Genomic DNA, 13,423 nt, shown 5'->3' on the forward strand with positions numbered 1-13,423 from the left:
GATATTTGCCCTATTTAAAACCGATAAAAACATATCAATAGAAGACATAGACCCTGCGGGGTGACCAGAATTAGCCACACTGGTCATCTTCAATATATCTCCTCTGGCGATTAACGACAAGCTTTTTAGTTCTTTTAAACTTTTTTTCAATGATTACACCTCCAACGTTTACATTGTCATTATTGCGTAAATCACTTCATCTGTAGTTCGATTTCGTCTACTCTGATTAACGGACATCCAAAGAATTCTATATCCTATCGGGGTTACAAGGCACATACTATCTATTTCCTAAACACCTCCTATCTTTACCAGTGTTTCCCCTGCCTGCTCCCATGATAAAAATTATACATTCGACCTTTTGAAAAAAGTTGTTAAGTACTTGGATCTTAGTATTTTCAACTTCTTAGCTGATGCCGCATATGATTCAACCGATCTTTACGATTACGTCTATTTGAAAAGCCGTTTCAATCGCTTTCATTCCTCTTAATCCTTGAATTTATTTAGCTATTTCATAAGTTCTATTCTTAATTATTTCCTAAATAAACACAGACAGAAAAAAATTAATGCATTAATTATAAAAATTCGAATCTTTAATTCAAATTACAATTGTTCTAGATATTCTTTCATAGCTTTAAGCATTATACTAATTGAGGTGGCACCTGCATCCTGATGACCAATAGCTCTATCGTTTAAATAACGTGCTCTACCCCGTTTTGGAGTCATTTCTTTGGTAGCCTCTACGCCTGTCAAAGCACTTTGGTAGGCCATATTCACCCCTTCTTCAATAGATAAACCATCTTTGGTGGCTTGGCTTAGTGCTTCAGCTGCAGGTTTTAAAGCGTCAATCAGTGTTTTATCTCCTGGTTTTGATTTGCCTAATTTACAAACATCCGCCACAGCGACGGTAAACATTCTGCTTAGCAAATCCAAATCTACTTCCTTTCTATCTCCAGCAATTTTGGCAAAAGATAAAAAAATAGTGGAAAAAAGTGGACCCGTAGCTCCACCTATCTCCTGCAATAAAGTTAAACCCACAATTTTATTAACTTCAGCAATAGTTGATAAATTCTCACTATTTCTCAATTTGTCTTCTACTTTTTTGAACCCTTTAGCCATACTAATTCCATGATCTCCATCTCCAATTGCAGCATCAATTCTACACAAATAATCTTTATGATTTTGAATTTCTTCTGCAATTTTTAAAATCATTTCTTTATATTCTTTGACGTTTATACTTTTCATTAAATCACCTCTATTAATTTATGATTTATTTATTTCCCACAAAATCTATATCCAGGGGAATCAGCTTTATTCTTATATAATTCTTTTAATTTATCATTTAGTTTCATTAATGTAAATGAACAGCCTGCCATTTCTTGAGTTGTACAATATGACCCTATTTCTACATCGTAAACCTTGATTTGCTTTTCTTTTAAAATTTTATCCAATTCATTATACATGATTAATAGTTCCATTCTAGTTGTAGAACCCAACCCATTAACCAAAACTGAGACTTCATCTCCTTTTTCAAAGGGTAAATCTTGTAAAATCTGCTCAGACATTGTCACTGCAGTTTCTTTGGCTGCCACCAATTTAACGCGCTTCACCCCGGGTTCTCCATGTAATCCCATTCCAATCTCCATCTCATCTTCGGCTATATTAAAAGTTGTTTTACCCGTAGAAGGTATAGTAGCCGAAGTTAATGCAACACCTATACTTCTAATATTATCTCTAGCTTCTTCAGCAGTTGATTTAACCTTTTGTAAATCCGCGCCCGTTTCAGCAATAGCTGCAGCTATTTTAATGATAAAAAGAACACCGGCTATGCCTCGCCTTTCTTCTATTCTATCAAGAGGGGCAGAAGCAACATCATCCCAAACTCTAACCGTCTCTACATTGATACCTTCCATTTGAGCAAGATCTGATGCCATACCAAAATTCAGGTTATCCCCCATATAATTATTATATATATAAAGAACACCTTTGCCGCTATTTGCTGCCTTAGTTGCTTCTAAAATAGCTGTCGATGGAGGGGCTGCAAAAACATCACCAATTACGACAACATCTGCCATTCCTTTACCAATTAGTTCTAGAAACATTGGTTCATGACCTGAACCTCCCCCAATTAAAATTCCAACTTTATCTTTGATAGGAACATTTTTTCTAGCAGCAGCATTTATTTCACCAATCCTTTTTACTTTGTTCTTATTTGCCAGTAAAAATCCTTCAAACATTTCATTTACAACATTATCAGGATTATTAATTAACTTTTTCATTCGAAATCCTCCTCGTATTATGTATTGATATGAAACTTAAAAAATGGTACTAAAAATCTGTTTTTTGATCTTTTTTATTATTTCTTTTGTAAAGAGATATCCTAATGCTAAAATAGTACCACGATGATTAGCGAGGGAAGATTCCCTTCCTCTCTGCAAGGTCTTTTGGTCGTTGCTTAAAAAGATTGCTTCCTGACTTAGCAGTCAACTTGCTAACCGATTACTGCATCACCTTTGATTAGACCATCAGCAAGGCTATTTTTCATTGGTGGATGCTCATAGAGCGCGAGGCTGCCTTTGGCTGCTAAGATGAGGGTATCTCTTTCTTTCATCCTTTATCTTTCTTCGAAAGGTGGTTCTCAGTTTTTAGCTTTACAAAGGCTTACACGCCATAGGTTCCATTTAGTTCATACACTCGCTTCTGAAAAGAATTGGATGCTTTCCAACATTTATCTGAAATTCAGTGAATTGGCTGTGAATAATAGAGATAAGCCCTTTTCCGATATATATGGTGCTACATCTTGCGCTGCTTTGACTAAGTTCTAATCTTAACTTCCTTTCAATCTCATGATAAGTTGGCTAAGTTTGCAGGACTGACTTGGAGAAAATGTCAATCAGGGAATTATTTCTCTTTTTCTTTTTTTCAAGCCTATTTTGTGTTTTTTAAAAGTATGGGTATTGTCAGTTACGCTAATTTTTAACAATTTTTTTTGATTTTTATCTCATGATATATCACTGATTAGCTTTTTGAGAATTTTTATTAATGAAAGTTTCATACACCTGGTGAATAATATTTGAAAAAGAATTTGCTTTCCAAGCTGCTCTGCCAATAAATAATCCATCTACATTATTTTGATTTAAAATAGAAAGGGCATTTTCTTGGTTAACACTTCCCCCATACAGGATAGGAATTTTGTTAGAAATTTCATCATTATATAATTTTTTTAGGGTTTGTCTGATAACTGAATGAATTTCTTCAATGTATTCTGGAGTAGCAGGTTTTCCTTTCTCACCTATAGCCCAGACAGGTTCATAAGCAATCCATAAAATATCATTCAGTTCCTTTTCAATATCATTTAATTTAACCCCATTCAAAATAGTCTTAATTTGAAGCTTAATAAACTCCTGACTCACTCCATATTTTTTTTCTTCTTTTCTCTCTCCTACGCAAATTAAAGGAATGAAGTTATATTTTAAAGCTGCTTTAACTTTTTTATTTAATTCAATATCATTCTCATTATAGTATCGCCGTCTTTCAGAATGTCCCAATTCAATTAAATCTATTTCAAAATCTTTTAACAATGGAGGAGATATCTCTCCAGTATATTCTCCTTCATCCATCCAATGCATATTTTGTGCACCATATAAAATTCTACTATCTTTTAATATTGTTTTAGTAATGTCAAGAGCGGTATAAGGAGGGATAACAAATACTTTTATATTATCAAAATTAATATCTTTGAGATAATTTTTCAAATCATGTAAATAACTTTTAGTTTCTGATATTGTTTTGTGCATCTTCCAATTAGTACCTAAGTATATATCCTTCATTTAACAACTCTCCCTTACCTTTCTTAAAAATAATTTAATTTTAACTACTTATAGTTTTTTTAAAATTTTGGTGTTCGTAATCTTTAATTAAATTTAACTTTGGCACAGAACGTCCACCACTGAATTCTAAGCTAAGCCATTTTTCTAATAGTTTTTTTACTACTTCTGGCCCAGTATTTCTGGCACCAAAAGTAATAACATTCGAATTATTGCTTAATCTTGCCCTTTCAGCAGCATAAATGTCATAGCAAGCTGCAGCATAAATACCAGGAAATTTATTAGCAGTAATTGCCATGCCAATCCCAGTTCCACAAATAAGTATACCCTCTTTTTGATAATTGCTTTCTATAATTTTCTGAACTACCCTTTTAGCAATCTCAGGATAAAAGGTATTATCATTTTCTGCGAAAATCCCTACATCTTCATATTCAACTTCCAATTCATCGAGGAAATTCACAATTTCATTTTTTAAATTAAAACCTGCCTCATCAGCGCCAATTACATATTTTTTGCCTTGTATTACACTCATTTATTTATACCTCCCCACATTAATATGTTATAGTGTCTTTAGAAACTCTAAAACATGCATTGTAACCAACTTTTAATACCCTCAAGATTGTACTTTTACCTCCTCACTGTATAATTTATTTGATACCATATTTTTATTATTTCGTAAGGAGGTCATTCAATTGTCATTATACGGTAACTCTTCTCAACTGTACTTTGATTTCGTCTACTCTGATTATATGAAAAAACATTCTGAATTTTCTTATCTCCTCTACGTTCCTTCTGAGGCTACTTTCTCTTCATTTAAGAAGGAGTTTGGTCCTTCTTATTTGGATAAGGTTATCGTTTTTACCGTCCTTAAAGGTATCAAAGAGGGGATCTTTGATACTAGCTATCTTGTTGCTGATTCTTACCCCATTGTCTTTAATTCTTTTTTCAACAACAAGAAGAGTCACGGTAAATTCAAAGATTACAAAGAGTACTATCGTTCTCCTTTAGAAGCAAATTTCGGCGTTAAACCTGTTTCTAATTCTAAACCTATCTACGATAAGTACGGTAACCCAAAGAACGCTATGTCTTATCTGGGTTACAAGGCTCATACTATCACTTTCCTAAACGTTCCTCAGTTTCCAAATCTAATAAGGACCAATTATGTTGCCCACATAGGGGGGAAAGTCACTTAAAATAAATTTTTCAATAAATATTCAAAATAGTAAATTTATAATAATCCACTATTCTAAATTTCGATGGCGACTTTCCATTTCTTCTCTAGTTTTTGCAAGCTTTCCTTGTAAATCCATCACAATCAAATCAAAAAGAATTAATAAACTTTGTTCAAATAAATTCCCCATGGGTTGTTCAGAAGGTACCACATCGGCGGTTCCTAAATAAACGGTTGCTGGAAGAAATAATACTATATCAGCAATTGACGGAGTCTTTTGTTTTGGATCACCTGTGATCACAGCTGTCTTTGCGCCTTTTTGTTTGGCAGTTTCCACGACATAATGAATATGACCTATTTTTCCACAGCCAGAAGTAGCAATTAATAAATCTTCCTTTTCTATTGCTGGAGTAGTCACATCCCAAATCCAGTGACTTTCTATACCTAGATGCATTAAGCGCATGGCAAATGCCTGAGTAGCAAGCCCCTCTCTTCCAACACCAATCAAAATAACCTTTTTAGACTTTAAAATATGTGTGACTAAATCTTCTACACTAGCAATATCAAGTCTTTTAAAAACTTCTTTTAATTCATTAATAATTGTCAAAGCTTTTCCTTTATAATCCATTTTAACAGACCCCTTTTACAAGACAATTAGTAAGAATTTCCATCGTTTTTTTAACATTTTCATAAACAATCTCGTCACTTTCTTCAAAGGGAAAAATTAATTCTACATATTGTACAACGTTTTCTGCATTGGTTCTTTCAATTAAATCTTTTATCAATTTTGGAGCTAACTTTCCCTCTTGAGTGAAATCCCAATGCCTATCAAGTTTTCCATCTGTTTGTTGGAGATGGAAGCCATCAATATATTTTTTACAAGTATTAATCCACAAGGTCATATCCGCCTTTTCTTTAAGAAGCGGTTCAAATAATGCATGACCCCAGTCAATTAAAAGGCGTATAGGAATATCTGTGGTACCATCTAAATCTTTCATTAGTTGTAGAGATTCTTCCGGGGTACTAGGAAATTCAGTAAATAGTGGAGTCGGTTCAATTAATATTTTTTTTAAACCCTTTATTTTAGCATAAGCTGCAAGTTCACGAATATGATCAATGGCGATTTTATAAATCTCTTTTCTTCGGTTTTTATCATAAGCGTCTTTATGAGTCATGCCTCCCAAAGGAGTTCCAATTGTATCAGTTTCCATGACGGAAGTCATATCAATAGCACGTTTAAAAAAGTCAACCGCAATTTTTCTTTCGTCGTCAGTAGAAGCTAGCAGCTGAGGATAGGTATATGCAGCTATACCTGCAAAGGTGCCATCTAGAATTATATTTTCCTTTTTAAACATTTTGCTCCATTTTTTAGCAATTTTATCCCTCTTTAGTACAGGCCACCATGGATTCACTATATCCCAAGTAAATTGAATATATTTAGTTTTAAAATCGTTGCTAATCATAGGGACCAATTCCTCTGGTTCGTACCACCGCTTAACGGCAAACGATAAATTTAAACCCAGTTTCATAAGTATTCATCTCCTAATTTCATTGATAAGATGGGTAAAACAGAGTACTCCTGTCGGACTTTACTTAAGGCTATCTTCGTTCAAAAGGTTAAGGGTTTTACAGTAAGGGAGTTGATTCATTTCCTTAAGAGTAACCCTTTCTTTGCTAAATGCATCGTTTCGATCCTATTATCAACTATCTACCTTCTGAAGCTACTTTCTTTTCTTTTAACAGATACAGAAACTATTCATAAGGATAATTTCCGCAACTTTACTTCATTGATAAAAGTTTTTCTCAAAAAATTTTTCACTACTAAATGTTTTTTGGTATTTCTAAATCTTCTAATTTCCACTTTTTGAGACCATACGTGATATAGAATCAATAATGACAGCTGCAACAACAATTGCACCGCTTACAGCTGTTTGCCAGTATGGGGAAACTCCAAAGAGTACGATAATATTATTTACAATAGCAATAATAGCTGCTCCCAGTAGTGCGCCAGCCGGACTACCCACCCCTCCAGTTAGAGCAACTCCTCCGATAACAGATGAAGCAATTGAATCCATCACCCAGCTTTCACCTATACTGGGTTGAGAAGAGCCAAGACGAGCAACCATAAGCATACCAGCTAATGCTGCAAGCAAACCAGTAATCATAAAAGTAGCTATTCTAACTCGTTTCACTCTAATTCCTAATATTTCTGACGCCTCTTTACTATTACCGATAGCGTACATATAACGACCAAAAATTGTAAATTTGGTAATAAATACTATTATTACAAGGGTGATTAACATAATTATAAAAGGCATAGGTATATTAAAAAATGTACCCTGTCCTAAAAAATATATCTCTTTTGGAATACCGATTATAGCCTTTCCTTTAGAAATAACTAAATTTATTCCTTGATATACCCCTGTCATACCTACTGTTACTACTAAAGCATTCAAATTAAAAGTGGTCACTAAAAAACCATTAATGAAACCAAAGCCAGCCCCTAATAATAAAGACAAAACAAACGCAATATAAGGATTCATTGATGCGTTGACCATCATTATACCGCCTAAAACCCCACTTAAACCTGCGATAGCTCCCACAGATAAGTCTATTTCGCCTAGTATCAACAGACAAGCCTGACCGATGGCAACAATGCTCACAAAAGCTAATGAACGGATTACAGATTGTAAATTATACACGGTTAAAAAATATGGTGAAGCAATTGAGGCAATAACAATTATTAATATAAAAACAATGAATATACCACTCATACGAAATTGTTTAAACTTCTGTATCAAATTATTTCCCTTTATATTATCCATAGCTCCCTCCTAATTCAAACTATACTCTATGCCTTGATTTCCTATAATTGAATGCATAATTGTTGTTTTTTCAGTATGTTCAGTTTCAAATTCACCCGTTATTTTACCTTTATAAATAGTAATAACACGATTAGTACATTTGAGAAGTTCGTCGAGTTCCGAAGATACTAGAATAATACTTATACCTTTTTCGGCTAATTCTTGCATTAGTTTATAAATTTCTTCTTTTGTTGCTACGTCAATACCTTTTGTAGGCTCGTCAAAAATCACCACTTTAGGGTTAGTAAACATAACACGGGCAATTATTACCTTTTGTTGGTTGCCTCCGCTTAAATAGTTGATCTTTTGCTCCATAGAAGGAGTTTTAATATTAAATGAATTTATTGCTTCTTTGACTATTTTCTTTTCTTTATTTGTAGATATAGCAATACCATTTTTTAACTGGTTAAGTATCTGAATGCTAATATTTTCTCTCACGCTAAGTTCAGGCAGAATACCTGCCTCCTTTCTTTCTTCAGGAAGATAAAACAGCCCATGTTTAATTGAATAAACAGGATCTCTAAATTTCCATGGTTTATCTTCCAATTTGATTTCCCCTGAAAAAGCAGGAAGGATACCAAAGATTGTCTGCATAATTTCCGACCTACCTGATCCGATTAAACCAGCAAAACCTAGAATTTCACCTTTGTGTAGTTCAAAATTAATATTTGAAAATCCTACTCCCGATAAATTTCTAACAGAAAGAACAACATTTGTAGTAACCTTTTTAGAACGATAAGTATAGTTCTCGTCAATATTTCGACCGGACATTTTTTTTACAACCCATTTTTTATCAACTTCGTTGACAAGAGCCTTCCCTACAACTTGACCGTCACGAAGAACAGTTAGGTTATCGCAAAGAGCAAATATCTCTTCTAATTTATGTGATATAAAAATTATAGATTTGTTTTCTGATTTTAATTGAGTAATCACTTCAAACAGGTTATCAGTATCTTTTTGAGTCAAACTAGTCGTAGGTTCATCGAGAATAAGAATTTCAAAAAACTTGTTAGCTACTGCTCTTGCCACCTGGAGTAATTGTCTATTTGACACAGATATATTTTTTACGTAATCATCAGGTGAAGCATTAATTTTAAATTTTTCTAACAGTGGAACTGCTTTTGAATGAAAAATTTTTTGATTTAAAACTATTCTTTTAAAGCCAGTTTTATTAAAAGGCATGAATAAATTTTCTGCAACTGACATGTGATTAAATAAATTTAGTTCCTGAGGAACATAAGAAACTTTCTCGAACAATGTTTCATCATCAATGACGTTTTTACCTTTAATCTTTATTATACCTTTATCTGGCTTATAAACTCCAGTTAATACTTTTACTAATGTGCTTTTCCCTGCTCCATTTTCTCCAATAATTCCGTTGACTTTTCCCTCTTCTATATTTATGTCAACATTGTCCAGAGCTTTAACGCCAGGGAATACCTTAGTGATATTATAAGCTTCTACTATAGGCATAAAAACACTCCCTTTTAATTAAATTTTATAATAAAGGTTGCCATTGTTAAACTATGGCAACCTTAAAAATTGAGGATGTGTAAACTATTCTATTTTCCCCTTAATACCCTAATTCTTCGAGATTTTCTTTAGTTATAATTTCTATACCGGTATCAATCTCTTTTGGCGTATCCATCCCCAATGCTCTTTGCCAAAGCATCAGCACAGAATAAGCTCCTTGCATTTGTGGTTTGGTAGATGAGGAAGAATCGACGACACCTTCTCTAATAAGTTCGATCAACTGGTTGAGATTATCCAGTCCAACCACTTGAATATCACCAGCTCTTCCAGCTTCCTTAACTGCAAGTCCTATTCCAATAGGTCCTGCTGCATCGCATGCTACAAATCCATCAATATCTGGATGAGCAGCTATAATTGCGGCAGCTTGTTCTTGAGCAGTTTGGATATCATCATTGTCAATACCTTCAGCTACAAGTTCAATACCAGGATATTTGTCAAAAACGGCTTTATGGGCCTCGTAACGAATTCGATGGTTGGGAGCTGTAGGTACACCTTGCATAATAGCAACTTTACCTTTACCTCCAAGCAATTCAACCAATCTTTCTGACGCAATTTGAGCTTGTTCAGCAAAGTCATTACCAATTTTTGTTAAATTCATGCCTTCTGGAGATTCTGAGTCAAAAATAACAACAGGGATCCCCATATTAACTATTGATTCCAATACAACTTTATTTCCAGCTTCATCAAGAAGGTCAACAGCAATACCATCAGGTCTAGTAACTGCAGCTTGTTCGAGAATATTATTCTGTAACACCACTTCTCCCCTGGAAGGGGCTCTGTAATCTATTATTATGGTATCTCCAGTCTGTTCTTCAAGAAGCTTAGCCTGAGCTCTTGCTCCCTCAACAACCAAATCGAACCAGGGATGAACAACTTTTGGAACAATTACAAATCTATATTCTTTTGCGAAGGCAATACCATTTACACCTATCAGGCCGAACACTAATGCAAAAATTAAAAATAACTTGAATCTTTTCATAATCCTTACCTCCTTTATAATATGTTTATATACTATCTTTAGAAACCTCAAAGTGCTCATTACATCATGGATTTAAAAAACTATTTTTTCAAAGTACCTCCTTTCTCCTTATGCACTTTTATTCAGTATTTGAAACTTTTTTATTAGTTCTCTGAAAATCGAAACATTTTATTGTATTCTCTAACCCTCATAAAAACCACCTCCCATTTTAAAAATTTTTCTCTTTATAAAGTTTTTAATTTTTGTCATTACAAAGTGACCAAAGATATTTATCAAACAAAAAATGCCTTAGCATATATTTCAATATACTAAGGCATTCATGACCTCATATTATTAAATTTTTTATTGAATATTATCATCCCATCCTTGAGGATAACTTTCTAAAAACATTTAATCATATTTTCATTTTTATGTCAAATCTGACTACAAGCGATTACAAAAGATTACAGTCGATTAAAAGGAAATAAAGCCAAATAATAAGAAAATCCTTAGTTTTTCTAATAAATATAAAATTTGATATAATAAAAAATGAAATTATTTAATAATGTGGTGAAAATAAATGCCAGTAAAGATTTTTAAAATTCAGAATTTTAGTGTAAAAGATCAAGGCGTAGAACTTTTAAAAAAATTCTCCTTAGAAATACAAAAGGGAGAAGTTATAACCATTGTTGGTCAAGAAGGCTCAGGTAAAAATGCCATTATCAATGGATTGATTGGTAAGTTACCTGCAGAAGGGAAATTGTTTCATATGGGGCAACTTATCCCTTTCAGTCTATATGATCTAAAAAAAATAAGATTGAAATTATTAATCAAAGTCTTAAATTATCAGAGAACCTATCTGTTTCAGAGAATTTGTTTTTAGATGCTTCTTTTAAGAAAAAATCATTCATTTTTTATTTTAAAAGAAAAACACAGAGAATAGTAGAGGAAATTTTAAAAAAGTATAATTTGAACTTATCACCAGAGATGAAAGTAGGGGATCTTACACTAGAAGAAAAGAAAAATTTGGCATTTGTGAGAGCTTTTTCTGTTAATCCAGATGTTGTGATTTTCTACGAACCAGCAGAGAATATTTCTTTAAGTTCTTTGATGAATCTTCACAATATGATAAGAACACACAAAAAAGAAGGTAAAAGTGTAATCTACATAACCAAACAATGGGAAGATGCCTTGAGAATCGCTGATAAGATCGCAATATTGAATGAAGGTGAGGTTACCGAAATTCTGGACTCCCAAGAGGTAAAAAATAATCCTAAAAAATTGATAAATAAGATTATGGGAATTAACTCTGATGACAATAATGTAAATCCTGAAGAAAGTCAACTAATTGAATCGGTCTTCGAAGCTGCAGAATATTTAACATCAGAATATGAGCTAGATGATCTTATGAATCTACTTGCAAAAAACGCTGCAAAGGCTATGAAGGCAGACGCTTGTGGGATATCTCTGATGGATGAGGACACAAACACAATAATAGACAAAGCTTTTTACAAACGAAATAAAAACGTGGAAGTTGAACCGAATGAATCAGAAATCTTAAATTTAATTGGGGATGAGAAAGTTTATTATTTTTCAAAAAGAGATAGAGGCTTCGAAAAATTCTTTAAAATCAACAAAGATATCGGTAGTTTTATATGTGTCCCTTTGTACATAAGATCAAGGTTGAGTGGTATAATCCATATTTATTACAAAGAAGTATATATCTATTCTGAAGAAGAGATAAAATATTTAGAAACTATTGCTCATCAAGCTGCTTTAGCAATTCATGACACAAGGTTGGTTGGAAGTTCTGTATTGTTGCAAGAGAGTCATCATCGAATCAAGAATAATCTACAGTCCATAATTAGTTTGATGTCTTTGTATAAAATGTCGATCAAAAAAGATTCCAGGAAAGATATAGTAGAGATGCTCGATGATTTAATGTCTAAGATAAAAAGCATCGCTGCTGTGCATGAATTGTTGTCGAAAGATAAATTGGGTAGAAGTATTATCAATCTCAAAGATATGATAATAAAGATAGTCAAATTCATGAACAGTACAAGAAAAGAGATAAAATTTAACTTTGAATTGGACGATATTTTTGTTTCATATAGCAAGGCCTCTGCTATAGCTTTGGTGGTGAACGAGTTAGTTACTAACAGTCTAAAGTATGCTTTTGTTGGTAAGGATAATTGTGAGATTACTATTATTTCAAGATTTGAGAATGAATCAATAAAACTAGTGATTTCAGATAATGGAGTAGGATTTCCACAAAATTTCGATATTCAAAAAACCCAGGGGCTTGGTTTATCGATCGTATATTCTATAATTACTAAACAACTAAATGGGGAAATAGAGATGGAAAGTTCGAACGGTGCCAAAGTACGAATTGAAATCCCGATAAAACAGATTAGTAAGAACAGTTCTGTTGAAGAAATGGAGAAAATTTGAAGATGTTGGGGGTTAAACTATGAAGGATTTGAAAGTATTGGTCGCCGAGGATGAATATTTAATTTTAATGGGGTTAAAAAGTAACTTAGAAAATTTAGGATATAAAGTAGTTGGAGAAGCTACAAACGGTGAAGAGTTGATCAAATTAGCTTTAGAAAAAAAGCCAGATATGATTATAGCCGATATCAATCTACCTGTTATGGATGGTTTGGAGGCATTAAGAAGGATAAGCGAGAAGGTTTTTATTCCCACATTGATTGTAAGCGGCTACGATGATGAAGAATTGATCGATAAAGCAAAAAATCTAGGAGTCTTGGGGTACTTAATAAAGCCCATAGACGAATCAGATTTGAAGGCTGAAATTGAAATCGCTCTTTCTAGATTTGAGGATATTAAGAATTTAAAAAATGAATTAGAAGTAACCAAAGAAACCTTGGAATCAAGAAAATTAATAGAAAAAGCCAAAGGTATCGTAATGGAAAGATTACGATTGAACGAAGAAGAATCTATGAAATTTTTGCAAAAAAAGAGTAGAAATTCCAACAAAAAGTTAGTTGATGTAGCGCAGGAGATTATAGAAGCTGACAAGGCTTTTAGAATTGATTAAGTTGCACACAGCAGT

Annotated in this window: 14 protein-coding genes; 5 read left to right on the forward strand and 9 right to left on the reverse strand. The window is 33.1% G+C overall.

Annotated elements, in window-relative coordinates:
* Positions 1 to 600: 600 nt before the first annotated feature.
* Together dhaL and NAAC61_RS02675 are read right to left on the reverse strand one after the other, a co-directional pair.
* Complete coding sequence (gene dhaL, locus NAAC61_RS02670) at positions 601 to 1,242, reverse strand: dihydroxyacetone kinase subunit DhaL (protein ID WP_202695231.1); 642 nt, start codon at positions 1,240 to 1,242, stop codon at positions 601 to 603.
* 29 nt (positions 1,243 to 1,271) lie between these two features.
* A complete protein-coding gene (locus NAAC61_RS02675; protein WP_202695232.1) occupies positions 1,272 to 2,276 on the reverse strand; it encodes a dihydroxyacetone kinase subunit DhaK in 1,005 nt (334 codons plus the stop codon).
* Positions 2,277 to 2,573: 297 nt separating this feature from the next.
* Here NAAC61_RS02675 and NAAC61_RS02680 point away from each other — a divergent pair, with 297 nt between their 5' ends.
* Positions 2,574 to 2,822, forward strand: a complete 249-nt coding sequence (locus NAAC61_RS02680; protein ID WP_202695233.1) for a hypothetical protein — start codon at positions 2,574 to 2,576, stop codon at positions 2,820 to 2,822.
* Between the two features lie 186 nt (positions 2,823 to 3,008).
* Here NAAC61_RS02680 and NAAC61_RS02685 read toward each other — a convergent pair whose 3' ends face one another.
* Together NAAC61_RS02685 and rpiB are read right to left on the reverse strand one after the other, a co-directional pair.
* Positions 3,009 to 3,827: a triose-phosphate isomerase gene (locus NAAC61_RS02685; RefSeq protein WP_202695234.1), complete on the reverse strand. Its 819-nt coding sequence runs from the start codon at positions 3,825 to 3,827 to the stop codon at positions 3,009 to 3,011.
* 40 nt (positions 3,828 to 3,867) lie between these two features.
* Positions 3,868 to 4,356, reverse strand: coding sequence for a ribose 5-phosphate isomerase B (gene rpiB / locus NAAC61_RS02690; RefSeq protein ID WP_202695235.1), 489 nt, complete (start codon positions 4,354 to 4,356; stop codon positions 3,868 to 3,870).
* 160 nt (positions 4,357 to 4,516) lie between these two features.
* On the opposite strand from rpiB, the gene NAAC61_RS02695 reads away from it, so the two are divergent.
* Positions 4,517 to 5,017, forward strand: a complete 501-nt coding sequence (locus NAAC61_RS02695; protein ID WP_202695236.1) for a hypothetical protein — start codon at positions 4,517 to 4,519, stop codon at positions 5,015 to 5,017.
* Between the two features lie 48 nt (positions 5,018 to 5,065).
* Here the strand turns inward: NAAC61_RS02695 and hxlB are convergent, their stop codons facing one another.
* The 5 genes from hxlB to NAAC61_RS02720 form a co-directional block, all read right to left on the reverse strand.
* A complete protein-coding gene (hxlB, locus tag NAAC61_RS02700) occupies positions 5,066 to 5,623 on the reverse strand; it encodes a 6-phospho-3-hexuloisomerase (RefSeq protein ID WP_202695237.1) in 558 nt (185 codons plus the stop codon).
* Between the two features lies 1 nt (position 5,624).
* Complete coding sequence (locus tag NAAC61_RS02705) at positions 5,625 to 6,524, reverse strand: sugar phosphate isomerase/epimerase family protein (protein WP_202695238.1); 900 nt, start codon at positions 6,522 to 6,524, stop codon at positions 5,625 to 5,627.
* A 321-nt stretch (positions 6,525 to 6,845) separates the two neighbouring features.
* A complete protein-coding gene (locus NAAC61_RS02710; RefSeq protein ID WP_202695239.1) occupies positions 6,846 to 7,820 on the reverse strand; it encodes an ABC transporter permease in 975 nt (324 codons plus the stop codon).
* Between the two features lie 9 nt (positions 7,821 to 7,829).
* On the reverse strand, positions 7,830 to 9,332 hold the full coding sequence (locus tag NAAC61_RS02715) for a sugar ABC transporter ATP-binding protein (RefSeq protein WP_202695240.1): 1,503 nt from the start codon (positions 9,330 to 9,332) through the stop codon (positions 7,830 to 7,832).
* A gap of 100 nt (positions 9,333 to 9,432) precedes the next feature.
* Positions 9,433 to 10,371 carry a substrate-binding domain-containing protein gene (locus NAAC61_RS02720; RefSeq protein ID WP_202695241.1) on the reverse strand — a complete coding sequence of 313 codons (939 nt, stop codon included), beginning with the start codon at positions 10,369 to 10,371 and terminating at the stop codon, positions 9,433 to 9,435.
* A 559-nt stretch (positions 10,372 to 10,930) separates the two neighbouring features.
* Here NAAC61_RS02720 and NAAC61_RS02725 point away from each other — a divergent pair.
* Genes NAAC61_RS02725 through NAAC61_RS02735 form a run of 3 tightly spaced genes read left to right on the forward strand, consistent with a single transcriptional unit; the run spans position 10,931 to position 13,408 of the window.
* Positions 10,931 to 11,233: an ATP-binding cassette domain-containing protein gene (locus tag NAAC61_RS02725; protein ID WP_202695242.1), complete on the forward strand. Its 303-nt coding sequence runs from the start codon at positions 10,931 to 10,933 to the stop codon at positions 11,231 to 11,233.
* Positions 11,224 to 12,801, forward strand: coding sequence for an ATP-binding protein (locus NAAC61_RS02730; RefSeq protein ID WP_202695243.1), 1,578 nt, complete (start codon positions 11,224 to 11,226; stop codon positions 12,799 to 12,801). The genes NAAC61_RS02725 and NAAC61_RS02730 overlap by 10 nt, the downstream gene beginning before the upstream one ends.
* A 19-nt stretch (positions 12,802 to 12,820) precedes the next feature.
* Positions 12,821 to 13,408, forward strand: coding sequence for an ANTAR domain-containing response regulator (locus NAAC61_RS02735; RefSeq protein WP_202695244.1), 588 nt, complete (start codon positions 12,821 to 12,823; stop codon positions 13,406 to 13,408).
* Positions 13,409 to 13,423: the final 15 nt, after the last annotated feature.

The sequence above is a fragment of the Petrotoga sp. 8T1HF07.NaAc.6.1 genome, from assembly GCF_016772115.1.
GTDB classification, from domain to species: domain Bacteria; phylum Thermotogota; class Thermotogae; order Petrotogales; family Petrotogaceae; genus Petrotoga; species Petrotoga mobilis.

Excerpts from the sequence above, each read along its gene's own strand:
- rpiB (WP_202695235.1), bottom strand. The coding sequence starts at position 4,356 with ATGAGTGTAATACAAGGCAAAAAATATGTAATTGGCGCTGATGAGGCA.
- NAAC61_RS02720 (WP_202695241.1), bottom strand. The coding sequence starts at position 10,371 with ATGAAAAGATTCAAGTTATTTTTAATTTTTGCATTAGTGTTCGGCCTG.
- NAAC61_RS02675 (WP_202695232.1), bottom strand. The coding sequence starts at position 2,276 with ATGAAAAAGTTAATTAATAATCCTGATAATGTTGTAAATGAAATGTTT.
- NAAC61_RS02705 (WP_202695238.1), bottom strand. The coding sequence starts at position 6,524 with ATGAAACTGGGTTTAAATTTATCGTTTGCCGTTAAGCGGTGGTACGAA.
- NAAC61_RS02710 (WP_202695239.1), bottom strand. The coding sequence starts at position 7,820 with ATGGATAATATAAAGGGAAATAATTTGATACAGAAGTTTAAACAATTT.
- dhaL (WP_202695231.1), bottom strand. The coding sequence starts at position 1,242 with ATGAAAAGTATAAACGTCAAAGAATATAAAGAAATGATTTTAAAAATT.
- hxlB (WP_202695237.1), bottom strand. The coding sequence starts at position 5,623 with ATGGATTATAAAGGAAAAGCTTTGACAATTATTAATGAATTAAAAGAA.
- NAAC61_RS02735 (WP_202695244.1), top strand. The coding sequence starts at position 12,821 with ATGAAGGATTTGAAAGTATTGGTCGCCGAGGATGAATATTTAATTTTA.
- NAAC61_RS02725 (WP_202695242.1), top strand. The coding sequence starts at position 10,931 with ATGCCAGTAAAGATTTTTAAAATTCAGAATTTTAGTGTAAAAGATCAA.
- NAAC61_RS02715 (WP_202695240.1), bottom strand. The coding sequence starts at position 9,332 with ATGCCTATAGTAGAAGCTTATAATATCACTAAGGTATTCCCTGGCGTT.
- NAAC61_RS02685 (WP_202695234.1), bottom strand. The coding sequence starts at position 3,827 with ATGAAGGATATATACTTAGGTACTAATTGGAAGATGCACAAAACAATA.